Origin of the sequence: Thermococcus sp., assembly GCF_027012695.1 — an archaeon.
In the GTDB taxonomy this organism is placed as follows: Archaea; Methanobacteriota_B; Thermococci; order Thermococcales; family Thermococcaceae; genus Thermococcus.
Map to the genome: position 1 here is coordinate 1 of NZ_JALUYR010000081.1, position 23005 is coordinate 23005.

Genomic DNA, 23005 nt, shown 5'->3' on the forward strand with positions numbered 1-23005 from the left:
GAACTTCCACGCAGCATAAGCTGAAAACTTGACGAACTCGAGTATGTTCTCCTCGTCGACCCAGCCCCTCGCCCGAGATTTTTCAAAGCTCTCGCGCGTCCAGAGCGGGTCGTGGACCCATATGGGGAGTGTTTGATGGTTGAGCGTGACGAAGGTGGAGAAGCCCATCTTCTTCAGGTTCTTCAGTACTGCAAGATAGTGCTCCACCTCACGGTGGTTTGCGAGTTCGTCGAGCTTACGGAGGGTTTCCTCGGTTATCTTCACCCGATTTATCAGGCCGTAGGAGTCCCTCTCGAAATCGACTTCAACGCCCTTCGTCGGACAGGGGAAGAGCCTGCTCCACTCTATCGTCAGCTGGTAGGCGTTTAAACCGAGTCCTTTCGCGAGGCGGTGATCTATCTCATAGAGCTCATAGTTGTTTATGCCCTCCTCCGGCAGGTCTCCGCTAACTAAATCGTTCTTTATGTTGAATGGATCCCGGACCCAGGCCCACCAGTCGGTTCTCGCGTCAATGTTACGTTTCAACGAGTCACCCATCTCAAACTGAAAGGCCGATTGAACCACTCCCCAATGAAAGTTCACCATGGGTTCCACCTGCCGGGTTATAGATTCAATCGTTTTTATAATTTTCCACTGCACTGTTCAATACACCAATGAGCAGGATTTCATCGTGCACTTCCGGGTTTATGATCATTTAAGTCCACCACAACCCTGTCCTGTGCACCAAAAAGCTTATATAGATTCGGAGGAAGTTATAAAACTGACGTTGTTTATAACGAGGTGAGAAACTATGAAAAGGTATCTGGCCCTGGCCATAGCGGTTCTTCTTGTGGGAAGCCTGGGCGGATTTGCTTTTGCCGGCGCCGAGGATTTTCCCCGGAGCGAAACCATCTACACTGCCAACAGCGCGCCCCCGACCAGCGCCAATCCCTTCCAGGGAGGCAACATAATAGGAATAGACGGCCTGGTGTTCGAACCCCTCTTCATGCTCAACTTCATGACCACCGAACTCAAACCCTGGCTCGCCGAAAAGGGCGAGTGGGTTGACAGCACCACCTTCGAGGTAAAGCTTCGTGACGGCATTAAATGGCAGGACGGTGAACCACTAACCGCGGAGGATGTGAAGTTCTCCTTCGAGTACTACGAGAAGCTCGGCTTGAAGAAGATCGAGGGGCTGAAGGAGATAAAGGTCGTGGACGACAGAACCGTTCAGTTCCGCTTCTCCGGACAGCCCAACGTTTGGGTCTGGAGAAGCAACCTCTACACGACCCTCATCATACCGAAGCACGTTTTTGAGAACCTGGACCCGGAAAAGGTCAAGACCATGACCTTCCTCGGTGACGAGCAGAAGTACCTCGTCGGTTCCGGCGCATACAAGCTCAAGGAGGTTATCCAGCAGCAGAAGAGCATCCTCGAGAGGAACGAGGACTGGTGGGGAGCGAGGTACTTCAACAAGCCAGCTGCCAAGTACATAATCCAGCTCTATATAAGCTCCAACGACCAGGCGGCAAACGCCTTCCTTAAGGGTGACCTGGATGTTGCAACCTACTATCTCGACATAGCACAGCTCAAGAGCCAGAATCCCAACATCGTCAGCTGGCTTGACAGACCGCCCTACTTCCCGCCGGTCGTCCCGGTGGTCCTTTACTTCAACACGGAAAAGCCGCCTATGAACATGCCGGCCTTCAGGAGGGCCATAGCGATGGCAATCAACCCTGAGCAGATAGTGGAGCAGGGTCCGATAAGCGACGTTCCCGACCAGACCCCCCTGGGCCCCATAATGGAGAACTGGAAAAAGAAGATGGACGCTCCAAAGCTCATAGAGGAGTACGGCTGGCAGTACGGCAACCTTGAGAAGGCCATGGGGATCCTCGACCAGCTCGGCATAAAGGACACCGACGGGGATGGCGTAAGGGAGTACAACGGCAGGCCCATCGAACTTCACTTCGTCACCTGCGCCGGCTGTTCCGACTGGATACAGACCGGGGAGATAATCGCCAACCAGCTCAAGCCGCTCGGAATAAAAGTCGTCATCGACAAGGGCGACTGGACCAACTTCTTCATGAAAAAGCTCAACAGCGGCGACTTCGATCTGGCACTCCACTGGGCGGGAACCTTCAAGGCCGATCCCTACAGTGTCTACTACAGCCTCATGTACTACAACAACGAGACCGATAAGGGTAGCGCGAACTTTGGCAACTACCACAACGAGAGGGCCAACGAGCTCCTCCAGAAGCTTTCGGCAACCCCGAACGAGGACGAGCAGGTCAAGTACCTCAAGGAGCTCACCAGGATATGGCTCGAGGATGTTCCGGCGGTTCCGGTCTACACTGGTACCGTCTTCTACGAGGCCAACACCCAGTACTGGACAAACTGGCCCAACGAGAAGAATCCCTACGGAGTCCCGATATTCTGGCCCGGCTTCGGAACCTGGGGAACCGCCTTAGCACTCCTCGGTGTCAAGCCCGCCGGAACCCCGAGCCCGACTACCACAGACAGTGGCGGGAGCACCTGCGGCCCGGCAATACTCGTCGGTCTCGCTCTCATACCTCTCGCCCTCTACCGGAAGAGGAGGAACTGATCTTCCCCTTTTGCCCTTTCCCTTTCACCACCGGCTGAACTCACGGAGGGAAGACCATGGGATTCAGAAGGTATCTCGCGCAGAAGACTGCCGTTTACGCTATAACCTTCCTCTTCGCCGTGACGATAAACTGGCTGCTCCCCAGACTCATGCCCGGAAACCCGATAGAGGCCATGATAGAGTCGAACCTCAACCTCGGCCCCGGGGAAAAGGAGATTTTAATCAGGTTTTACGAGGACCTTTACGGCCTCAACGAGCCCCTCTGGAGGCAGTTCGTTAACTTCTGGGTCAGGCTCTTCCACGGGGACCTCGGCTACAGCCTTCTCTATAAGGCCCCTGTCTGGGATTTAATCAGGCACTCCCTTCCCTATGACATTGTCATACTCCTTCCGGCGATAGCCCTCAGCTGGATCGTTGGAAACTGGCTTGGTGCCATAGCGGGAAAGAACAGGCGCTACGACAGGTGGATGATGCCCCTCTTTTATTTCCTCGCGAGCATGCCCTACTTCTGGTTCGCGATGCTGCTCGTCTACTTTATCGGCGTCAAACTCGGCTGGCTGCCCTATCAGGGGGCCTATGACCCTTCCCTCGTTCCCGGCCTTAACTGGGAATTCATAAAGAGCTTCCTTTCCCACTGGATACTCCCCTTCCTCAGCCTCTTCGTGGTTATGATAGGCAGCTGGGCCATAGGAATGCGCAATATGATCATCTACGAGCTGGAAGCCGATTACGTCAGGTATTTAGAGGCCCTCGGTGCCAGTGAGAAGCTCATGACCAAGCACGCCTACAGGAACGCCATCCTGCCCCAGGTGACGGGACTGGCTCTTCAGCTCGGCCTCATGGTGGCCGGGGCGATAGCGACGGAGATAGTCTTCAACTACCCGGGGATAGGAATCCTCCTCATGAACGCCGCCCTCAGCCAGGACTACTTCCTCCTCCAGGGGGCCTTCCTCATGGTTGTCATCTCGGTCTTAGCGGCCAACTTCATCATTGACATCGTCTACGCCTTCATTGACCCGCGCGTCAGGGCCAGCTACACGGAGGGTTGAAGATGGCCAGGGAGAGCAGGCTTTACAAGTTCAGGCTCGCGCTGAAGAACAACAAATTCCGCTTCGGCTTCGGGTTACTGTTGTTCTTCATAATCTTTGCGATAATCGGGCCGCTCTTCACACCCTTCGCGGGCGACGGCCTCTACTACGAGAAACTGCCCGGAAGCAACATGGAGGTGGCAACCTACTCCACAAGAACCCTCCCGCCGATGACGCGCGAGACGCTCATCACCTACAGCGGCAGGCACGTGGAGGTGCTCCACATACTCGGAACCGACAAGCTCGGCAGGGACGTTTACGCCCAGCTCGTTTACGGACTCAGAACGAGCCTCTGGATAGCGACGCTGGCGGCGATAATCGGAACACTCCTTGGTATAACTATAGGTTTCGTTGCCGGATACAGGGGCGGACTGACTGACGAGCTCCTCATGATGTTCGTCAACATAATGCTCGTCATTCCCTCGATAGTGCTCCTCATCCTCGTCGCGGCCTACCTCGAAGCCAGAAGCCCCGAGATACAGGCCCTCATCATAGGCCTCACCGGATGGCCGTGGGTGGCTAGAGCAGTTCGCTCTCAAACCCTCTCTCTGAAGAACAGGGAGTTCGTCAACCTCGCGAGACTCGCCGGTTTAAGCGACCTCAGGATAATCTTCGGCGAGATAATGCCCAATATGATCTCCTACATCTTCATGGTGGGAATCCTCCAGTTCAGCGGGGCGATACTGGCGAGCGCGACCCTCGACTTCATCGGCCTCGGCCCAACGACGGCAGTTTCTCTGGGAACGATACTCCAGAAGGCGATAGCCCACAACGCCCTCCAGTTCGGATGGTGGTGGTGGTTCATACCGCCCGGGCTGATAATCACCCTCATCATCACGGCGTTGTTCTTCATCAACCTCGGCATGGAGGAGGTATTCAACCCCAGACTGAGGAGGGGTGGAGAATGAGCCTCCTCGAAATCAGGGACCTCAAAATCTACTACAGAACGCCCAGGGGGCCTGTCAAGGCCGTAGATGGGGTAAGCTTTGACGTCAGGGAAGGAGAAGTCTTCGGAATCGCCGGCGAGAGCGGGTGCGGAAAGTCAACGCTCGTTCACTCCCTCATCCTCAGAAAGCCGCCCATGTTCCACGCCGGCGGGGAGGCCATCTTCAAAGGAAAGGATCTTATGAAACTCAGCGAGGAGGAGGCGAGGAAAATCCGCTACACCGAGCTCTCGATAATCCCCCAGTACGCGATGAACGCGCTGAATCCAACCAAGAAGATAAAGGACATCGTCTGGGACCTGGCGAGAGAACACGGGTACGAGGACAGGAGCGAGGTTGAGGGACTCCTCCGCGAGAGACTGGCGATGGTAAAGCTCTCGCCTAAGGTCGCTGATATGTATCCCGTCGAGCTGAGCGGTGGGATGAGGCAGAGAGCGACAATGGTGGTTTCCACGCTCCTCAACCCCGACCTGCTCATAGCGGACGAGGTGACATCAGCCCTGGACGTTACGACGCAGAGGGTTGTGATAGAACTCCTCCACCACTTCATGGAGGAGGGCATCGTCAAGTCCATCATCTTCGTTACCCACGATTTAGCCTTACTCGACAAGATAGCGGACAGGACGATGATACTCTACGCCGGCAAGGTGGCGGAGATAGCCCCGACGGAGGAGATGATCTCCAGCCCGGCGCATCCCTACACGAAGCTTCTCCTCGAATCGCTTCCCAAGATAGGCGTCCGCTATAAGGAGACCAAGCTCAATGGGATTCCCGGCTACCCCATCAGCCTCCTTAACCCGCCGAAGGGCTGCCGCTTCTACACGCGCTGTCCCTATGTCATGGACCGCTGTAGGGAAGAAGAACCACCGCTCGTCGAGGTTGGAGATGACCACTATGCCGCCTGCCACCTCCTTGGGGGTGAGAACCAATGAGCGAACTCCTCAAGGTCGAGCATCTCACCAAGGTCTTCACGTCTGGACTCATAGGAGGCTATGAAATAAAGGCCGTTGATGATGTGAGTTTCGAGGTAAAGCCGGGGGAGATAGTTTCCCTTGTGGGCGAGAGCGGAAGCGGTAAAACAACCGTCGGAAAGCTCATCCTCCGATTGCTCACGCCTACATCCGGGAGAATACTCTTCGAGGGCGAGGACATAACAGGGTTCAGCAAGAAGAGACTCAAGAGTGATTATTACCGGAAGGTGCAGGCAGTCTTCCAGGACCCATTTGCGAGCTTCAACCCGCTCCACATCGTTGACAGGGCTTTCTACCTCGTTTTCAGCTCGTTCCTTCCGGAGGTTGGGGCGGAAGAGCGCGAGGAGATGATTAACGAGGCCCTGAGGAACGTCGGCCTCAATCCTGCAGAAGTCCGCGGGAAGTACCCCCATCAGCTCAGCGGCGGCCAGCTTCAGAGGATCCTGATAGCGAGGGCTTTGCTGGTAAAACCAAAACTCCTCATAGCGGATGAGGCCGTTTCGATGCTCGACGCGAGTACGAGGATTGACGTGCTCAACCTTCTCGGCGACTTCAGGGATAAATACGGCACCTCGGTTCTCTTCGTCACCCATGACTTAGCTTTGGGCTACTACATCAGCGACTCGACGATAATCATGTACCGCGGGACGATAGTTGAGATGGGCGACACCGAGAGGGTCTTCCATAATCCGCTCCATCCATACACCCAGATGCTCCTCGAGAGCGTTCCGGACATCAACGTGAAGTGGGAGTTCAGGGGAATCGAGCCGGAGAAGGAGGAGGGGACTGTTTATGCCATTGAAGGCTGCCGCTACGCCCCGCGCTGTCCGAAGGCCAAAGACGTTTGCTTCAAAGTGAGGCCCAGGTTGGTTGAGGTTGAGAAGAACCACTGGGTTGCCTGTCATCTCTACGGGGGGTGAGTGAATGCACGCGACGCTGAGGGAGATCAGAAAGACCCCTGAGGGGATAATGAAAGCCCAGGAGACCTTTGAGGAGTTTGTAACCCGTCACGACTTCCGGTTACCGAGAGAAGTGGTTTATACCGGTTGCGGCAGTTCGCACTTCTTAGCGAAGCCGCTGGCCATGGCAACCACCCGCCTTGGGGGCAGGGGACTTAGCGTCCCCTGCTCCGAACTTCTCTACGCTAAAGAGAACTACCCGATTGGGGAACCGGAGCTTCTCGTGGCAATCTCGCGCTCCGGGGAAACCACCGAGGCGATAAACGCACTCGAGAGCCTCAACACCAAGAGGTTCGCCATCACGGCCTACGAGAGCACCCTATCGAGGAAAGCTGACTATTCGCTTATCGTTCCAGCCCACGAGGAAAGCGTCGTCATGACCCACTCATTTTCGGCTTTCTACTTCGCCTACCTCCAGCTCCTCCTCAGCTCCTTCGGGGAGGAGACCTATGATGCGGTATTCGTCTCGGAGCTGACCGGCGAAGTCCTGAAGAGCGAGGACTACATCAGGGAAATCGTCGACGGCTTCGACTTCCGCAACGTCATCTTCCTCGGCTCGGGAATACTCTACCCGGTCGCCTTGGAAGCGATGCTCAAGATGAAGGAGATGGCCATCTTCTGGAGCGAGGCTTACCAGACCTTCGAGGTGAGGCACGGCTTCAAGTCCATCGCCGACGAGGGAACTCTCGTCGTTCTCCTCGTGGAGAAGCCCTTCGACTGGCACGAGAAGCTCACGAAGGAGTTCCAGGGACAGGGGGCAAAGGTTCTGACCGTTGGGAGGGAAGACACCGGGGCGGACTACTTCATCGAAGTCCCCCGGTTAAGCCCGCCAGGAAACCTCTTTCTCTATACGCCGGTGATTCAGCTTTTGGCGTACTACAAGGCCGTGAAGAGGGGCCTGAACCCTGACAACCCGCGCTTTCTGAGCAAGGTGGTGAAGTGGTGATGAGGGTGGATCACGACGGGAGAGCATACGTCATCGACGGCAGGAGGACGGTGATCTACGGCGGAACGCTCCAGTTCTTCCGCGTTCCGAGGAGGCACTGGAGGGAAAGGCTGGAGAGGATGGGGGAACACGGCCTCAACACGGTCGACACTTACGTAGCATGGAACTGGCACGAGCCGGAGCCGGGGGCCTTCGACTTCACTGGAGACACTACTCCGGAGAGGGACTTAGTGGGATTCCTCGAACTCGCCCAGGAACTCGGGATGAACGTCATAATTCGTCCCGGCCCCTACATCTGCGGCGAGTGGAGGAACGGTGGTATTCCAGACTGGCTGATAAACGAGCACCCCGAGATACTCGCCAGGGGACCAAACGGACCCCTTCCAAGGGACATCTATTATCCCCCCATCACCTACCTCCACCCGACCTACCTTGAGGCCGTTTCCATGTGGTACGACGCCGTCCTTCCGATCATCAAAGACTACCTCTACACCAACGGCGGGCCGATAATCAGCGTCTCCATCGACGACGAACCTTCCTACTGGGAGACCATCTTCCAGCCCTTCCTGACTGACTACAACGAGGTCGTAACGAGGCCCGGCGGCCTCTGGGAGGAGTTTCTGAGGAAAGGTTATTCCCTTGATGAGCTTGGCGAGAGGTACGGCTCCGATTTCGCCGACTACTCAGAGATTAAACCTCCCAAGGACGAGACCGAGCCGCTTACGAAGATACTGGACTGGCACCACTTCAAGATATGGATGACCAACCGCTACGTCGAGCACCTCTACAATCACATGAAGCGCTACGTCGACGTCCCGATAAGCATACTCGACCCCTACCTCCTCCAGCTCGCCTGGAGGCACTTCTACAGATATGTTAAGGAGAAAAACCTCGACATCCACCTCTGGACCGAGTTCTGGTACTCCTTCTACCGCTCCTTCGACTTCAAGGAGGACAGGCTCGGCCACGTCTACTACAAGATCGGAATCTACAACTTTTACCGGAAGAGGCTTGGAACCCCACCGCTCAGCATCGAGACGCAGTCCTCCTTAGCCCACACCATAGAACCTGACGAGGCTGAGCTGCTCTACTCCCTCCTCCCGGCCCTTGGAATCCCCAACGTCAACTACTACCTCTACGTGGGTGGAGAAAACCCGAAGGGCTACGAGTCGCACAACGGCGTTACCTGGGACGTTTACTCGCCGATAGGCCTTGACGGAAGCGAGAGGCAGCACGTCGAGCCTATCGAGTGGCTCGGCGAGTTCCTGAAGGGCAACCCAAGGTTCCTCGACACCGAACTTGAGACTACGGTCGCCTTCGGCGCCTACGAGCCTTACGAGGCCCTAACCATCTTCGGCCTCAGAAAGGGCCTTACCGAAAGCGTCAATCTCAACGAGTACCTCCTCGGTGAGAGGGGCCTCTTCACGCTTTTGGCGATGAGCAACGTCCCCTTCGACGTCCTCGACCTCGAGGAGGCGAGCGTTGAGGAGATGCTGGGCTATGGTCAGCTCTGGGTCTACAGCCTCGATTTCCTTGCCAGAGAGGTTCAGGACAAGCTGGTCGAGTTCGTTTCAAGGGGCGGAAACCTCGTGATTCTGCCGATGCTCCCATACCTCGACGAGAACATAAGGCCCTACTCGGCTCTGGCAGATTTCCTCGGCGTCGAGGTCGAGCGGGCGGAAGCTAGAGATAACCCGAGATTAATCCAGTTCACCAGCGTTGAGGGCGGTGGAATAGACAGGATGCTCGTCAGGAACACCGTCAGGGAGGTTAAAGGCGGAGAACCCTTCGTCTTCCACTACGGAAGGCCCGTCGGAACGCTCGTGAGGAAGGGGAAGGGAAGCGCCATCGTCCTCGGCTTCAGGTTGCAGTACTATACCAGTTACCACGACCTCCACAGGCGCTTCGTGGACAGGCTCCTCGAGATGCAGAACGTTGAAAGGCCCTTTGAAGTCACGGACAGGGACATGATACTCCTCCCGCGCGGGAACTATTTGGCGGTTCTCAACCCGCGCGGCCACAGGGTCGCTGGAAAAATACGCTACCGCGGAATAGAGATCCCGAGACTGATGGATGAAATTGAACTCAACGGGAGGGGAGCCCTCTTCCTGCCCTTCGGCGTTCCGGCTGGAGGGGTTAAAATCCTCTACTCCACCGCCACCTACCTCGGGAGAACCGGCAACACCCTCCGCTTCAGGAACCAACTGAGCGGGAGGAGCGAAGTGGCCCTGCAGGGGGTTTCTGAAGTTCAGCCCGCTGGGGCCAGGGTAGTTGACGAGAGCCTTGAAGGCGGAATCCTGACCCTCGTCCTCGAGCACGGGAAGGAGTTCGAGCTGGGCCTCTGATCCACTGCCTCCTTCCCTCTTTACTGGAGCTTCTTGAGTGCTTCAAGAACTTCCTCGAAGGGCGCGTCCGTTTTGATGGCCTTCGGTGAGAAGTGCGTCCTCGTTGCTTTGTAGCCCTTCTCCTTTAGGATTTCAATCATATCGGTGAGCTTTCTCGCCTGGAGGCCGTTTCTCCTGGCTAAAGCATGGGTGTCGTAGTGGAAGGGGACATCAAGCTCCTCTTTGAGGAGTTCGAGGAACGGGAGCGTCTTCCCGTGGGCCAGAGTATGGTCTTCCGCTTCCTTCAGCAGGCCCTCAACGAAATCCCCATCCTTCAGCGGACCGAGCCAGAGCGGGCCGTACGCCTTCGGCCTCTCCGGAAGGAACCCCTCCGAGTACTCGAACCTTCCGTTTTCGTCCTGCCACAGGTGGCCGAGTTTCGAGAGGCTCCTGTCGGCTTTCTTCGCGCCGCTCCTCAGCCGGAGGAAGACCCTAAAGTAGTGGTCGCGGTAATAGGCGAGGAGAACCTCAATGCCAAGGTCGTACTTGGCCGCGTATCTCACAACCGTCCCGATGAGGATTCTCAGCCCGGCCTCGTGGCAAAGCTCCCCCCTTATCGGCTTCGCCAGGTACTTTCTGAGACAGGCGTTCCTGTAGGCCCCGCAGAGGACACCTGTATCTGTTGCCGTAACGGCTAAAACACCCCTCCTCCGGACGCTCCTCAAAGCTGTATCGAGGAACTCCACCGGTGAGCCGAAAGGGTCCAAATCAAGGAAGTCGAAGTATCGAAACTTCTCGGCCATCAGTCTGTTGGCATCGTCGTGGTTCACGACAACCCTCTTCCTGCCCTCGAAGAGTACCCTCTTCTCGTCGAGCGGTTTTTTCCCAACGCCTAAATTGAGCTGGACGTTTTTCAGAATGAGTCTGAAGGCCTCCTCGTTTATGTCGTTGAGCCAGACCTCCTCCGCGGAAGTTTCGAGGGCATAGCGGATGCCCCGGATTCCCGTTGCGGAGAGTGCATCGAGGACCGTTTTGGATTCGAGCAGCTTAACGGCCAGAACACTTATATCCCTGTTAAGGGCCATCACCGGGTTGTAGAAAACCGGGGCATCGTATATGCGCTCGGCCCTTGGGACGAGTATTCTCGCTAAGCCCTCTCTCACATCGGCTAACTCCATCCTCTCACCGGGGAAAGAAAAGGTGGGGGCGTTTAAAGGGTTTCCCTCAGATAATCTCAACGTAGTCGCCGAGTGCCTGTCCTGGGAGGCCCGGGTTGAAGTAAGCCTTAACCTCTCCCCTATCACCGTGGGGCTTGAGAACCTTCCCGAACATTTTCCTGCCCGTTGGCGTTCTCCAGACGACCTTCCTGCCGATAAGCTTTGAGGCTTCGCTTCTGTCATCTATTCCAAGGGGCTTGAGGATCACGTGGTGGCTGTCCCTGTGCTCCTTGGTCCCGGCGTAGGCAAGAACGAGCGCCTTCACCATCCTCCTCACCTCCATCGCTTCCTGCCGGTGGGGTTTCCCGCCCCCGCTTTTAAGCTTTGTTCTCGAACTCCATCAACGCTTCGTCTATCTCCAGTACCTCACGGAGGGATTTAACCTTAAGAAAGTTCTGGCGTTCCTGCAGGAGGGGTACATCGCTCTTGTAGGGAGAGGCTTTTTGTACGAGAAGAGTGTTCTCGTCGAGGATGTACGTGAACCTGCTCGGGCTGTCATCCACCCAGACGAAAGGCTCGTCAGGATAAAGTTCTCTCAGCGTCTGGAACTTCGTCAGCATGTCCTTGGTGCCCTTGAAAGTTATAACCTCGTCGAACTCGTCGTACCAGTTAGTCTTCTTCATGAAGATGACCTTGCCGCCGGGGTAAGTGTGCTCTCCGGAAAAGCTGATAACGTAGCGACCACGTTTCCTCAGCGTCCTGACGACTTCTCTTGAGAACGGAAAATCCTTGATGTATTTGGGCATCAGCTTGTAGTACTCGTGTATCGTTCCCTGAGCGACGAGCTCGTGGATGACGCCCAGGTGCTGGTAGGTCAGCTTGCCCTTGATGAAGAGGAACAGGGCCTTGTAGTATTCGTCGTAGAGATCGCTCTCTATCACAGCGGGAATGGTCTTCTCGATGGCCAGGCGAAGGGCCTTCTCCACCGCGCCCGTGCTGTCGACGAGTGTTCCATCGAAGTCAAAGAGGTAAACCGCCATGTTTGAAGGTAAGGCCATCCGAAGTTATAACGCTTCCGCCCGAAAGGGTTTTATTGTTGGGTGATTAGAGGCCTCCGGTGATAGCGGAATGAGGATAGAGAAACTCAGGGAGTTCATAGCCGAGAAGGAACTCGACGGCGTTCTCATAAGGTCGCGCGAGAACCTCTTCTACTTCACGGGCTCATCTCCAGTCCTTGGCGGTTATCTCGTCGTCACGCCGGATGAAGTAGTTTTCATAGTCCCGGAGCTTGAATACGAAGAGGCTAAGGAGACCTCGAAGGTTCCTGTCGAGAAGTTCAAGACCGGAAAGGAGCTCTACGAGAGGCTCTCCTCCTTCAGGCTCAGGAAGATTGGAATTGAAGGAAAGACGAGCTTTTCAACGATTCAAACGTTGAGGGAGAAGGCCGGGGTTGAGGACTTCACAACTGTTGACGAGGTCATCAGGGAGCTTCGCATAATCAAGACACCGGAGGAGATAAAGACCATCGAAGCGGCGTGCAAAATAGCCGACCAGGCCATGATGGCCGCTCTGGAGGAGATAAGCGAGGGCAGGCGCGAGAGGGAGATAGCCGCTAAAATGGAGTACGTCATGAAGATGAACGGTGCCGAAAAGCCCGCCTTCGACACGATAATCGCCAGCGGATGGCGTTCAGCATTGCCGCACGGGGTGGCGAGCGACAAGAGGATAGAGAGGGGGGATCTGGTCGTCATAGACGAGGGGGCCCTTTACCGGCACTACAACTCCGACATGACCAGGACGATAGTCGTGGGCAGTCCAAACGAGAAACAGAAGGAAATCTACGAAATCGTCCTGGAGGCCCAGAGGAAGGGCGTTGAAGCGGCAAGACCCGGCATAACTGCCAAAGAGCTCGACACCATGGTGAGGGACGTAATAGCGGAGTACGGCTACGGCGACTACTTTATCCACTCAACAGGACACGGCGTTGGCCTTGAGATACACGAGTGGCCGCGCGTGAGCCAGCAGGACGAGACAGTTCTCAAGCCTGGCATGGTGATAACTATCGAACCCGGAATATACATCCCCAGGTTCGGTGGCGTCAGGATAGAGGATACCGTTGTCATCACCGAAAACGGCGCTAAGAGACTAACCAAGACGGAGAGGGAGCTTATCTGACCCCTATTTTCACTTTGGAGTGAGAAGAAACAGCTCCGAAAATTTTATGGGCTGGTTTGAATAAAAGAACAGCGAGGAGTGCCATGTAGAACGCCGAACAGGTTATTCTCCAAGAACTGAGGGAAATCCGGGAAGAACTCAGGATACTGGACTCCCAGATTGATAGTTTCACTGGGTACCTAAAGTGGGCGAGGGGGAACTGCATGAGCTCCTAGGGGAGCTGGAAGAGATTAAGAGAAGTGGGGTTCGTCTAGAGGAGATCCGCGATGAGCCATGAAGTAGTGCTCAATACAAAAAATTAAAAGGGCTACCTTTCCTACCGAATTTGGGTCGGGGATTATAGGATCATTTACAGCGTGGACGAATCCGCTAAGGTTGTTTACGTGATTAGGATATGCCGCAGAGAGAACGTTTACAAAGACCTTTGAGGTGAGATCATGCAGATAATCCATCAGGACGTCAAGGAGGGCAGGGTGAAGGTCAAGGCCGAGACCCTCGACGATCTCTGGCACCTCTACCACATAATTGACCCCGGCGATACCGTCTACGCCAAGACGCTCCGCAGACAGGCCCAGAGAAGCGATTCTCTGAGGGCCGAGAAGGTCGAGGTCATTCCGGTTTTCCTCGGCGTTAGGGCTGAGAAGGTAAACTTCCACAAGTTCGCCAACCAGGTCCGCGTTACCGGTCCGATAGTTTACGCGAGCAGGGATGACGTTCCCCTTGGAAAATACCACACGATAGCAATTGAGGAAGGCACCGTCGTGACAATAGAGAAACCCCGCTGGAAGGAGCACCACATCGAGAGACTGAGGGAAGCGGTTGAAGCATCAAAGCGCGCGAGGGTGATGATAGTCGTCATTGACGACGGGGAAGCGGATATGGCCCTCGTGAGGGAGTACGGGCTGGAGATTCTCAACAGCATACGTCACAACCTCGGCGGGAAAAGGTACAACACCGACAGGGAAAGCGAGGAGAAGAGGTTCTTCCACGATGTCGCAAAGACCATGGAGGAAGTAATGAGGCGCGAGAGGGTTGAAAAGGCCATCGTTGCCGGCCCTGGCTTCGTCAAGGAGGACTTCTACAGGTTCCTGCAGGAGAACTACCCGGAGCTTGCCAAGAAGGTGGTCATAGAGGACACCAGCGTGACCGGAAGGACTGGCATCTACGAGGTCATCAAGCGCGGAACGGTTGACAGGGTATACCACGAGAACAGGGTTGCGAAGGAGATACAGCTCGTTGAGAAGGTGCTTGAGAATATAGCAAGGAACAATGGCTTAGCTGCGTACGGTCTCAAGGAAGTTGAGGAAGCGGTAAACTACGGCGCGGTTGAAACGCTCCTCGTTCTGGATGAACTACTCAAAGGCGAGCACAGGGAGAAGATCGAGGAGCTGATGGACGCGGTAAGGTATTCCCGCGGTGAAGTGGTGGTCGTCAGCTCGGAGCACGAGGGCGGCGATAAGCTCAAGGCCTTGGGCGGTTTGGCCGCCCTGCTGAGGTTCAGGGTGAAGTGAGCTTTTACACACGAGCCAGAGTCTGTTTCGTCTTTCGCTGTTGGTAGGAATCATCGAAACTCGAAACAGGGTTATCCAGGGGGTTTTACCTCGTAAAGCCCCACGTACGGATCGCTCTCGAACTCCGGAAACGGCCTTTCCTCGCTGCCCTCGACGAGAATCCTCTTCTTTTCCCCCGTGAACTCGCCAAGCTCGAACGCCATAATTCCGCTTTTATACAATTCAATAATTAGTGAATTAGATTTTTCCGGAGGGGTTATCGTTATCAGCGTTCCAGTTGAGGAGACACTCCATGGTTCGAGGCCATAGAACTCTAAGACCTTCCTCACGAGGGGATCGAGGCGGAGCTTTTCAGCGTAAACCCTGAATCCAACGCCGGAGTTGTCCGCTATCTCGTGCAGAGCTGTTAAACCACCCTCGGTCGCGTCGTGCATGCCCCTGACGAAGGGTCTTGCAGTCAAAGCATCTGGAACAACGGTTTCGAAGCGGTAGAGATTCTTTAATCTCTCTATCTCCCTGAACGACAGGAACTTCCTCAGCTCTTCCTCCCGGAAATAGGCGGCCGAGACCGCGAACTCGAGACCCACTTTGGCTGTAACGATAATCTTATCGCCCGGTTTTGCCAGGGGGAGCCTGAGTTCCTTCTTTCTCACAAGACCCATCGCGGTGGTTGTTGCGGTGGGTTCTGAAACGCCCGGATAAACCCCGGTATGGCCGCCGATTATCGTGCTCCCGTATCGCCTGCACTCCGTGTTAACGTCCCTCATGACGCCCTTCAGAAACTCCTTCTCCGTTCCCGGAGGCAGGAGGAGGTTGATGATGAGCCACCTCGGCCTGGCTCCAAAAACCGCCACGTCGCTCGCGGCGAAATGGTATGTGAAGAAGCCGAAGGTCTCGGCCGGAACGCCGAGTGTGGGATCGGTGGCGACGATGAGGTAGTGCTCATCGTCGTATTCGATGACTGCCGAATCAAACCCCTCCCTCGGCCCGTAGACAACCTTAGCATCCTCGACGCCGAGGTTCGGAAAGACCACCTCCCTCAGAACCTCGTTCCTCAGCTTTCCGGCCGGGAGTTCCATCCTACCACTTCCACACCGCTATGGTCACGTTGTCCCTTGTCACTTCCAGTGCCCTCTCCAGCAGTTTGAACGCTATCTCGGCCGCGTTTCCGGTCTTTGATATCTCCTCTATCTCCCTCCAGGGAACGTAGTCGTGGAGACCATCGGTGCTCATCACGAGAGCATCCCCCGGTCTTGCCATCCAGCGATAGAGGTCAACGCGGAGAGGCTTTCTTCCCCCTACCACGCTGGTAATGTACCTTGAGGCCGGATGCCCGAATGCCTCCTCCTCGGTTATCTCGCCCCTGTTAACGAGCTCCTGAACGAGGGAGTGATCAACGGTCCTTGCGACTGTTTTGCCCTCTCTGATAAGAGCTGCCCTGCTGTCGCCGGTGTTGGCTATGAAGACCTCGTTTCCCCGAACGATTGCCGAGATCAGCGTCGTTCCCATTCCTCTTCTTTCGCCGGCGGCGTTCTCTATGACGTTCGAGTGGGCAAGCTCGTGGGAGAGCCTCAGCAGGAACTTCAGGTTCAGCCAGTCCATCCCGGTTTCGTAGTTATCCAGGATAAAGGCGGAGGCGGTTTGAGTGGCAATCCGCGAGGCTACCTCGCCGGCTGCGTGTCCTCCCATGCCGTCGGCGACCGCTATGTGGTGGGCATCCGTGAGTTTGAGGAAAGCGTAATCGTCCTCGTTGTTCATCCTGGCGCCTATGTGGGTCAAGACACAGAGGTTCGGTGTGCATGTGGCCTTCATGCTCCCACCACTGGGAGATAGTGAATCCTCATTTAAACCTTTCAACAACTCTCTCAACCTCGCGAAGCGTTTCGTCATCGCAGTTCCAGCACATCACCTCGAAGCTCGGAACGCGAACGCTCACGCGGACCTTCCTTCTCCTCGCTATCCTGCTGACCTCGTAGTTCACTTTATAGACAAGCTCCATGAGTTCTGGAGTTACTACCTCCTCGCGGTCTATGTACTGAAGGGGACAGCCCTCGCGCCACTGTCTCCTCCTCGCGTGCTCATACATGCGGTAGGGCCTTATCCCGGCCTCGTCCGCGAGGGCCTCGATTTCCTCGGCGGTGTATTTTATTAGCGGCCTTAAGAGGGGCACCCCGATCTTCGGAAGCCCGCAGAGCCTTATGTCGCTCTCACACTGGTCGAGGAGGGCACCTATTATCTTGTCGTTGGCGTTGTCGCCTTTCGCCAAGACATCGAAGCCGTTGTTGAGGGCGAACCACTTTGCGTTCCAGAGCATAACCCTCTTGCAGTTGATGCAGATCGGCCCCTTCCTTCCGACCGCTTCCCTGAGGAGACCGTTCGTTATGTCCACAAGGAAGTGTTCGACGCCGAGCTTTTTGGTGAATCTCATCGCCCAGTTCAGGGTTTCCCTCCAGCTCCAGCGGTGAAAGAAGGTGAGCGCGGAGACGTTTAGACCGGCCTTACTGAGCAAATAGAGCGCAAGTGAGCTGTCTTTTCCGCCGGAGAACATGAGGAGTATCCTCTTGTCGTGGAGTTCGACTTTCTCGGAGAAGGCTTTTATTTCCTCGATGGCATCTTTGATGGCCGGCATGGGAAAAATAAATCGGGGGCACTTAAAAACCTGCGTCTCAGACCTTTTCGAGCCACTGCTCGGCGAGGTCTCCAACGATAGGGAACTTGTAGCGCTCGCCCTGGTAGGCCTTCACCATGCCGACGATCCAGACCACGAGTTCCAGGAGACCGACGAGGGTTCCCAGGGGGCTAAACACCGCCCGCAGGATTATCTGAAGGACCCACAGGCTGAGGAAGGCTATTGTGGACTGCATCGCATGAAAGCGAACGAAATCGCTCTCTTTCTCCAGTATAAGGAGTATAATCCCCGTTATCGGCCCCAGGAGGTAGGCGAGCATTCCCTCCACGTTCTCGTCAAGCCCCAGCGATGTTCTCCCCTTCCGTGGGGTTCCATTTTCCATTTCCACACCTCCGTGCTTTTATACTTCTTCTGGATCACGTCCTTAAATAACCCTTCCGGTGGATCGGGGTCTGCAGTTCCCCAGGACTTTCACGAACTTTTTGATTGTGAATTCGAACCGCTGAGCTTTGTTAGACTCACCAAAGCTTTTTAAATCTCCCGGGAGATCTGGAAATCGAATTAGGACAGCCTAATGGTGATGAACATGATCGTACCCCTGAGCGAACTCCAGCCCGGCGAGAGGGGCGTGGTTGTGGACATAACCGGCGGCTCAACCCTGAGGAGCAGGCTCTACGCCATGGGGCTGGCGCCGGGGGTGGTTATCCGCGTGATCGAAAGGTACTCCATGGGTCCCGTGGTGATCGAGGCGGGGGGCACGAGGCTGGCGGTCGGCAAGGGAATGGCGTCCAAGGTCCTGGTTAGGAAGATCTGAGGTGGGAACATGGCGATGAAAGTGGTTGCCCTGGCCGGCAACCCCAACGTTGGAAAAACGACGATATTCAACGCGCTTACCGGGATGCGCCAGCACGTGGGGAACTGGCCAGGGGTTACGGTGGAGAAGAAGGAGGGAGTTTTTGAGCACCGGGGCCAGCGCTTTCTCGTGGTTGACCTTCCGGGAACATACTCTCTTACGGCACATTCAATTGACGAGCTCGTCGCGAGGAACTTCCTTCTCAACGGCAATCCCGACGTGGTTGTGAACGTTGTCGATGCCACCTCCCTCCTGAGAAACCTCTACCTCACCATGGAAATTTTTGAGATGGGCCTGAAGAACGTCGTTATAGCCCTCAACAAGATCGACCTCGCCGAGAGGAAGGGAATAAAGATTGACGTGGAGAGAATGGCGAGGGTTCTCGGGGTTCCGGTTGTTCCCCTGAGCGCCAAAGAGGGGAAGGGTCTGGAGGTGTTGAAGGATCGGATCTGGGAGGTGGCCAACGGTTTGATCCGGGAAAATCCCATTGTTCCTCGCTACGATCCCGAGGTGGAGAGGGAAATCGAGCACATCTCGAGGGTTCTGGAGGGCACGAAGCTGGCCGCCAAATATCCTCTCCGGTGGCTGGCCATAAAACTCCTCCAGAGGGATGCGGAGGTAATGAAGCTCGTCGAAAGATACCTCGGCAGGGAGGGGCTGGAGGAGGTCATGACCCACATAAACGAGGTGGAGGAGCGCTACGGAAAGGCGATGGACCTCGTCATAGCCGGTCAGAAGTACGAGTTCATTGACAGGCTGACGCATGAGTTCATGAGCTATGGCAGGCCCTCGGGGGATGCCTTCACCGACCAGCTCGACAGACTCCTGATCCACCCCGTTTACGGTTTCATCGCCATGGCCCTGGTGTTCTACGGCGTTTTCAAGTTCGTCTTTGCCTTCGGTCTGCCCCTGCAGGAGTGGCTTTCGGATGCGTTCACGCTCCTCGGCAACTGGCTGGCACCGCACATAGCAAACGATGTCCTCCGCGGCCTCATCGTCGATGGAATCATAGGCGGCGTCGGAATGGTGCTCAGCTTCTTCCCCCTTGTCTTCCTGCTCTTCCTGGCCCTCTCTTTCCTGGAGGACCTGGGTTACATGGCGCGGGTGGCCGTTCTAATGGAAGGCATCCTGAGGAAGTTCGGTCTTCCTGGCAAGGCCATAATACCCCTCATACTCGGCCTCGGCTGCAACGTTCCGGCAGTTATGTCCGCGAGAACACTTGACAACGAGAAGGACCGCCTGGTCACGATGTTCGTTAACCCCTTCATACCCTGCTCCGCCAGGCTGAGCGTCATAAGTTTTATGGCCGCCCTCTTCTTCGGCGGAAAGAGCGCCCTCATCGCGGCGAGCATCTACGTGCTGGCCTTCGCCGTTGCCCTCGCCTCGGCCTGGCTCGTGAGCCGCTTCGTCCCGGGTGAAACCACCCCATTCGTCATTGAGCTGCCCGAGTACCTCATACCCAGCGGCAGGAGCCTCCTCCTCCATTCCTGGGAGAGGAGCAAGGAGTTCGTCCAGAAGGCTGGAACGGTTATCCTCCTGGGGGCTGTGATAATCTGGTACCTCAGCAACTATCCCGTCCCCGTTGGAACCGGTGGGAGCTATGCCGAGAGAATCGGGCACTTCTTCGAGCCCTACATGAGGCTGATGGGCCTCGACTGGAGGGCCGCTGTGAGCCTGCTATTCGGAATCATAGCCAAGGAAAACGTGATCTCAACGCTCGGCGTCATATACGGCAGTCCTGAGGCCATAAGAAACGCGATGGCCCCGCTTCAGGGATACGTGCTGACGGCGGTAACGACGCTCTACATACCCTGCATAGCGACAATAGGGGCCATAAAATCCGAGGCAAACTGGAAGTGGGCGGCCTTTACAACCGCTTACATGGTGGCAGTTGCCTCGGTAGTGGGGATTCTGATCTGGCATCTTGGAGTTGCGATGGGGCTGGGATGATGGGAAAGCTCGAGCTTGTTCTCGAACAGATAAAGAGGGAAAAGAGAACCCCTCTGGAGATAGCGGAGAAGCTCGGTACAACTGTTGAGGAGGTTGAGGGCATAATCGAGATCCTGAAGAGCCTCGGCTACGTCGAGGAAATCCGGAGGGGTTCCTCCACCTGTGAGACCTGCCCCCTGAAGAAGATATGCGGTGGGAAATGCTTTGTATCCCGGAACTCAGGAGGGGTCAGGATCCTGAAGTTCAGGGTTAAAGATTAAGCTTCTCCCACGGTTAAAGCTGTAACCGGAGGATCATAGGGGGGCATTATTTTACCGCCGTAAAACATATAAAACCTCCCGTTGAAGAAATAACGGTGATAGCATGAAAGCCGTAATTCTCGCCGGTGGATTTGGAACCCGCTTGAGGCCACTCTCATCCACCCGACCAAAGCCCATGATACCCGTTCTCGGAAAGCCCAACCTCCAGTATCTCCTGGAGAGCCTCGAGAAGATACCGGAGATAGACGAGGTCATACTCTCCGTTCACTACATGCGCGGCGAGATACGTGAGTTCGTCGAGGAGAAAATGGCCGATTATCCCAAGGAGATACGCTTCGTCAACGACCCCATGCCGCTAGAGACCGGCGGCGCGCTCAAGAACGTTGAGGACTACGTCAGTGACGACTTCCTCGTAATCTACGGCGACGTCTTCACCAACTTCGACTTCAGGGAGCTAATCGAAGCCCACAAAAAGAATGCCGGACTCGTAACGGTTGCCGTCACCAAGGTCTACGACCCGGAGCGCTACGGTGTCGTCGAGACCGACGAGGAAGGAAAGGTCATCCATTTCGAGGAGAAGCCCCGCAGACCGAAGACCAACCTAATCGACGCGGGAATCTACATGGTCAACAGGAAGGTGCTCGAGGACATCCCCAGGAACAGGGAGGTCTACTTCGAGAGGGACGTTCTCCCGAGGCTAGTGTCCAGCGGCCTGGTATACGCCCACCGGATGCCGAAGGATGCTTACTGGGTGGACCTCGGAACACCAGATGACCTCTTCTACGCCCACCAGATTGCGATGGATGAGATAGCCAGGAACGACGGCTACATGACCATCAAGGAAACCGCCGAAGTTCCCGAGGACGTTGAGATTCAGGGGCCTGTCTACATAGACGAAGGCGTCAGGATAGGCCACGGAGTCAAAATCAAGTCCTACACCTACATCGGCCCCAACACAGTCGTTGAGGACAGGGCCTACTTCAAGCGTGCGATACTCATCGGCAACGACATCGTCCGGGAGAGGGCCGAGCTGAAGGACACGATCCTTGGGGAGGGTGTCGTCGTCGGGAGGAACGTCATCCTTAAGGAGAACGCAGTGGTTGGAGACTACGCGAAGATATACGACGATCTCGTCATATACGGCGCCAAGATCCTGCCCTGGAAGAAGGTCGAGGAGTACGAGGCATTTATTAAGATAAAGCTTGACCCGACGAAGGTAAGACCCGGCAGGTATCCCGACCGCTGTCCCCTTGGCCTACCGGAGTGCATCTACAAGAGGTTCAGGGCCATAGCCGGTGAAAAGCCACCCTGTGACGAATGCATCGAGAACCAGTGGCTCTTCTAAGTTCCCCCTTTCGTTTCCAGTCCGGGGCAACAGGTTTTTATCTTTTCACTCCAAAGGAGGGTGGTGGTAAAATGCCGGAGTTCTACGAGAAAAGAAAACTCAGCTGCAAGGAGGACGTGGTGCTGGCCCTCTCCATCTTCGTCGTCTTTCTGGATTTCGTGAACGCGGTGGTGCACCACAGCGACACCCAGCTCAGGACGTCTATCTTTGCTCTCCTGGTGTTCCTCTTCGTCTTCACGGTGAGAAAGCTCTACCCGAACCCCAGCAAAAGGATATGGCCATGGATCAGCCCGATCTACGACAACGGCGTCATGATAATCGTGGCGGTGTTCTTCCTCTTCCACGTGACGCTCCTCAACGTGCCGATACTTAACGTTGACCTCTACAACGTCTACGAGAACGGCGACATAATCGGCCACTCTCTCGGCGGCCTGATGATGTGGACGATATTCGCCAAGATGGCCCTCGAGTACTCCAGGGTGAACAACAAGAACTGGAGCGCCAAGACGATAATTAAGTATTCCATGCTGGCGCTCTTTGTCATCGGAATCCTCTGGGAGTTCATAGAGCTCGCGGCCTCGCTCACAATACTCCCCCACGTGGACGAGCCGATAAGCAACAAGATACGGGACATCATCATGGAGTTCATAGGCGCCGGCCTGATGGCGGTGGCAGTGTTAAAGACCAAGTATCCTTTCGATCTTGGAGAATGGGAGTGATTCCCTCCGGGGCGTCGCCCCAAACTTTTTCTAAAATATCCCGCCCGTTTTTGTCCCCTCAGGAATATGGAAAACTGAACCTTTCCCAACCTACCATGGCTTCTCCCGGAGTTCAATCAAAACCCCGTTCCGGCAGTCAGCGTGGCATCGTTTCAATTCTCCCCGAGTCTTTTTGAAAGAACTTCCAGGGGTGGTTCCGATGAAGTGGGTTGATCCGGCAATTAGGGTCATGCTTCCATCGGGAATTGCTGCAGTACTCCTCGGCAGGATCCTGGGACACCTGTACAGGAAAGTGTTTCGGGTTCCCCCACGACCGGGAGAATCGGAGTGCAGGGTTTGGGTTTTCATAGTGAGGTCCCACTGTAACGGCTAAAATCCTCAACCGATCCCCTCAGAACCCAATAAGTCCCAGTTATTACAACAAAAGGGGCTTTCTCCTGCCTGCTTTCGGCGAGTTTCCTTTCAATTCTCCCCGAGTCTTATTGAGGGGGGACGTTCCATCTCCATCCCCTCAAAATAACTCCCCCTTCATCATAACTTCACGCTGAACGCCTTTACCCCGGAGCTTCCAATTCTCCTGGGGCCTTATTGCA

At 55.6% G+C, this 23005-nt stretch carries 24 protein-coding genes; 16 read left to right on the plus strand and 8 right to left on the minus strand.

Annotated features, from left to right (window positions below):
* The coding region (locus MV985_RS06370) for a family 1 glycosylhydrolase (RefSeq protein ID WP_297464524.1) at positions 1–585 on the minus strand (585 nt) is incomplete at its 3' end.
* Between the two features lie 205 nt (positions 586–790).
* Between MV985_RS06370 and MV985_RS06375 the strand changes: the two genes are divergently transcribed.
* Genes MV985_RS06375 through glmA form a run of 7 tightly spaced genes read left to right on the plus strand, consistent with a single transcriptional unit; the run spans position 791 to position 9834 of the window.
* Positions 791–2581: an ABC transporter substrate-binding protein gene (locus MV985_RS06375; RefSeq protein ID WP_297464481.1), complete on the plus strand. Its 1791-nt coding sequence runs from the start codon at positions 791–793 to the stop codon at positions 2579–2581.
* Positions 2582–2637: 56 nt separating this feature from the next.
* Entirely contained in the window at positions 2638–3630 is a 993-nt protein-coding gene (locus tag MV985_RS06380) for an ABC transporter permease (RefSeq protein ID WP_297464483.1), read from the plus strand.
* A gap of 2 nt (positions 3631–3632) precedes the next feature.
* Positions 3633–4577 carry an ABC transporter permease gene (locus MV985_RS06385; RefSeq protein WP_297464486.1) on the plus strand — a complete coding sequence of 315 codons (945 nt, stop codon included), beginning with the start codon at positions 3633–3635 and terminating at the stop codon, positions 4575–4577.
* The gene (locus MV985_RS06390; RefSeq protein WP_297464488.1) at positions 4574–5545 is read left to right on the plus strand and encodes an ABC transporter ATP-binding protein; all 972 of its coding nucleotides are present in this window, start codon (positions 4574–4576) and stop codon (positions 5543–5545) included. The genes MV985_RS06385 and MV985_RS06390 overlap by 4 nt, the downstream gene beginning before the upstream one ends.
* Entirely contained in the window at positions 5542–6504 is a 963-nt protein-coding gene (locus MV985_RS06395) for an ABC transporter ATP-binding protein (RefSeq protein ID WP_297464489.1), read from the plus strand. Before MV985_RS06390 ends, MV985_RS06395 begins: the two co-directional genes overlap by 4 nt.
* Positions 6505–6508: 4 nt before the next feature.
* Positions 6509–7489 (plus strand): glucosamine-6-phosphate deaminase, encoded by a 981-nt coding sequence (gene glmD, locus MV985_RS06400; RefSeq protein ID WP_297464492.1) that lies wholly within the window; start codon positions 6509–6511, stop codon positions 7487–7489.
* The gene (glmA, locus tag MV985_RS06405; protein ID WP_297464526.1) at positions 7489–9834 is read left to right on the plus strand and encodes an exo-beta-D-glucosaminidase; all 2346 of its coding nucleotides are present in this window, start codon (positions 7489–7491) and stop codon (positions 9832–9834) included. The genes glmD and glmA overlap by 1 nt, the downstream gene beginning before the upstream one ends.
* Positions 9835–9854: 20 nt before the next feature.
* Here glmA and MV985_RS06410 read toward each other — a convergent pair whose 3' ends face one another.
* The 3 genes from MV985_RS06410 to MV985_RS06420 are packed head-to-tail and all read right to left on the minus strand — an operon-like array spanning position 9855 to position 12010.
* Positions 9855–10991, minus strand: coding sequence for a tRNA (guanine(10)-N(2))-dimethyltransferase (locus tag MV985_RS06410; protein WP_297464494.1), 1137 nt, complete (start codon positions 10989–10991; stop codon positions 9855–9857).
* Between the two features lie 46 nt (positions 10992–11037).
* The gene (locus MV985_RS06415; protein ID WP_297464496.1) at positions 11038–11298 is read right to left on the minus strand and encodes a 50S ribosomal protein L35ae; all 261 of its coding nucleotides are present in this window, start codon (positions 11296–11298) and stop codon (positions 11038–11040) included.
* A gap of 49 nt (positions 11299–11347) precedes the next feature.
* Entirely contained in the window at positions 11348–12010 is a 663-nt protein-coding gene (locus MV985_RS06420) for a haloacid dehalogenase (RefSeq protein ID WP_297464498.1), read from the minus strand.
* An 88-nt stretch (positions 12011–12098) separates the two neighbouring features.
* Here MV985_RS06420 and pepQ point away from each other — a divergent pair, with 88 nt between their 5' ends.
* The 3 genes from pepQ (at position 12099) to MV985_RS06435 (ending at position 14656) form a co-directional block, all read left to right on the plus strand.
* Complete coding sequence (gene pepQ, locus MV985_RS06425) at positions 12099–13145, plus strand: Xaa-Pro dipeptidase PepQ (RefSeq protein WP_297464500.1); 1047 nt, start codon at positions 12099–12101, stop codon at positions 13143–13145.
* Between the two features lie 356 nt (positions 13146–13501).
* A complete protein-coding gene (locus MV985_RS06430) occupies positions 13502–13573 on the plus strand; it encodes a hypothetical protein (protein ID WP_297464530.1) in 72 nt (23 codons plus the stop codon).
* A 9-nt stretch (positions 13574–13582) separates the two neighbouring features.
* Positions 13583–14656 (plus strand): mRNA surveillance protein pelota, encoded by a 1074-nt coding sequence (locus MV985_RS06435; RefSeq protein ID WP_297464503.1) that lies wholly within the window; start codon positions 13583–13585, stop codon positions 14654–14656.
* A gap of 71 nt (positions 14657–14727) precedes the next feature.
* On the opposite strand, the gene MV985_RS06440 is transcribed toward MV985_RS06435, so the two are convergent.
* The 4 genes from MV985_RS06440 to MV985_RS06455 are packed head-to-tail and all read right to left on the minus strand — an operon-like array spanning position 14728 to position 17667.
* The gene (locus MV985_RS06440; protein WP_297464505.1) at positions 14728–15735 is read right to left on the minus strand and encodes an AIR synthase family protein; all 1008 of its coding nucleotides are present in this window, start codon (positions 15733–15735) and stop codon (positions 14728–14730) included.
* Position 15736: 1 nt separating this feature from the next.
* A complete protein-coding gene (locus MV985_RS06445; RefSeq protein WP_297464507.1) occupies positions 15737–16468 on the minus strand; it encodes a protein phosphatase 2C domain-containing protein in 732 nt (243 codons plus the stop codon).
* 28 nt (positions 16469–16496) lie between these two features.
* Complete coding sequence (locus MV985_RS06450) at positions 16497–17285, minus strand: 7-cyano-7-deazaguanine synthase (RefSeq protein ID WP_297464509.1); 789 nt, start codon at positions 17283–17285, stop codon at positions 16497–16499.
* Positions 17286–17322: 37 nt separating this feature from the next.
* The gene (locus MV985_RS06455; protein WP_297464511.1) at positions 17323–17667 is read right to left on the minus strand and encodes a DUF4870 domain-containing protein; all 345 of its coding nucleotides are present in this window, start codon (positions 17665–17667) and stop codon (positions 17323–17325) included.
* A gap of 204 nt (positions 17668–17871) precedes the next feature.
* Here MV985_RS06455 and MV985_RS06460 point away from each other — a divergent pair, with 204 nt between their 5' ends.
* The 6 genes from MV985_RS06460 to MV985_RS06485 all read left to right on the plus strand — a co-directional run bounded on the left by MV985_RS06460 (position 17872) and on the right by MV985_RS06485 (position 22785).
* On the plus strand, positions 17872–18099 hold the full coding sequence (locus MV985_RS06460) for a FeoA family protein (RefSeq protein WP_297464532.1): 228 nt from the start codon (positions 17872–17874) through the stop codon (positions 18097–18099).
* 9 nt (positions 18100–18108) lie between these two features.
* Positions 18109–20088: a ferrous iron transport protein B gene (feoB, locus tag MV985_RS06465; protein ID WP_297464513.1), complete on the plus strand. Its 1980-nt coding sequence runs from the start codon at positions 18109–18111 to the stop codon at positions 20086–20088.
* Positions 20088–20348, plus strand: coding sequence for a DNA-binding protein (locus MV985_RS06470; RefSeq protein ID WP_297464515.1), 261 nt, complete (start codon positions 20088–20090; stop codon positions 20346–20348). The genes feoB and MV985_RS06470 overlap by 1 nt, the downstream gene beginning before the upstream one ends.
* A gap of 103 nt (positions 20349–20451) precedes the next feature.
* Positions 20452–21693: an NDP-sugar synthase gene (locus MV985_RS06475; protein ID WP_297464517.1), complete on the plus strand. Its 1242-nt coding sequence runs from the start codon at positions 20452–20454 to the stop codon at positions 21691–21693.
* Between the two features lie 71 nt (positions 21694–21764).
* Positions 21765–22412, plus strand: coding sequence for a hypothetical protein (locus MV985_RS06480; protein WP_297464520.1), 648 nt, complete (start codon positions 21765–21767; stop codon positions 22410–22412).
* Positions 22413–22611: 199 nt separating this feature from the next.
* Entirely contained in the window at positions 22612–22785 is a 174-nt protein-coding gene (locus MV985_RS06485) for a hypothetical protein (protein WP_297464522.1), read from the plus strand.
* Positions 22786–23005 lie beyond the last annotated feature (220 nt).

Coding starts and splice junctions, on each gene's coding strand:
- MV985_RS06375 (WP_297464481.1), top strand. CDS start 791: ATGAAAAGGTATCTGGCCCTGGCCATAGCGGTTCTTCTTGTGGGAAGC.
- MV985_RS06380 (WP_297464483.1), top strand. CDS start 2,638: ATGGGATTCAGAAGGTATCTCGCGCAGAAGACTGCCGTTTACGCTATA.
- MV985_RS06385 (WP_297464486.1), top strand. CDS start 3,633: ATGGCCAGGGAGAGCAGGCTTTACAAGTTCAGGCTCGCGCTGAAGAAC.
- MV985_RS06390 (WP_297464488.1), top strand. CDS start 4,574: ATGAGCCTCCTCGAAATCAGGGACCTCAAAATCTACTACAGAACGCCC.
- MV985_RS06395 (WP_297464489.1), top strand. CDS start 5,542: ATGAGCGAACTCCTCAAGGTCGAGCATCTCACCAAGGTCTTCACGTCT.
- glmD (WP_297464492.1), top strand. CDS start 6,509: ATGCACGCGACGCTGAGGGAGATCAGAAAGACCCCTGAGGGGATAATG.
- glmA (WP_297464526.1), top strand. CDS start 7,489: ATGAGGGTGGATCACGACGGGAGAGCATACGTCATCGACGGCAGGAGG.
- MV985_RS06410 (WP_297464494.1), bottom strand. CDS start 10,991: ATGGAGTTAGCCGATGTGAGAGAGGGCTTAGCGAGAATACTCGTCCCA.
- MV985_RS06415 (WP_297464496.1), bottom strand. CDS start 11,298: ATGGTGAAGGCGCTCGTTCTTGCCTACGCCGGGACCAAGGAGCACAGG.
- MV985_RS06420 (WP_297464498.1), bottom strand. CDS start 12,010: ATGGCGGTTTACCTCTTTGACTTCGATGGAACACTCGTCGACAGCACG.
- pepQ (WP_297464500.1), top strand. CDS start 12,099: ATGAGGATAGAGAAACTCAGGGAGTTCATAGCCGAGAAGGAACTCGAC.
- MV985_RS06435 (WP_297464503.1), top strand. CDS start 13,583: ATGCAGATAATCCATCAGGACGTCAAGGAGGGCAGGGTGAAGGTCAAG.
- MV985_RS06440 (WP_297464505.1), bottom strand. CDS start 15,735: ATGGAACTCCCGGCCGGAAAGCTGAGGAACGAGGTTCTGAGGGAGGTG.
- MV985_RS06445 (WP_297464507.1), bottom strand. CDS start 16,468: ATGAAGGCCACATGCACACCGAACCTCTGTGTCTTGACCCACATAGGC.
- MV985_RS06450 (WP_297464509.1), bottom strand. CDS start 17,285: ATGCCGGCCATCAAAGATGCCATCGAGGAAATAAAAGCCTTCTCCGAG.
- MV985_RS06455 (WP_297464511.1), bottom strand. CDS start 17,667: ATGGAAAATGGAACCCCACGGAAGGGGAGAACATCGCTGGGGCTTGAC.
- MV985_RS06460 (WP_297464532.1), top strand. CDS start 17,872: ATGATCGTACCCCTGAGCGAACTCCAGCCCGGCGAGAGGGGCGTGGTT.
- feoB (WP_297464513.1), top strand. CDS start 18,109: ATGGCGATGAAAGTGGTTGCCCTGGCCGGCAACCCCAACGTTGGAAAA.
- MV985_RS06470 (WP_297464515.1), top strand. CDS start 20,088: ATGGGAAAGCTCGAGCTTGTTCTCGAACAGATAAAGAGGGAAAAGAGA.
- MV985_RS06475 (WP_297464517.1), top strand. CDS start 20,452: ATGAAAGCCGTAATTCTCGCCGGTGGATTTGGAACCCGCTTGAGGCCA.
- MV985_RS06480 (WP_297464520.1), top strand. CDS start 21,765: ATGCCGGAGTTCTACGAGAAAAGAAAACTCAGCTGCAAGGAGGACGTG.
- MV985_RS06485 (WP_297464522.1), top strand. CDS start 22,612: ATGAAGTGGGTTGATCCGGCAATTAGGGTCATGCTTCCATCGGGAATT.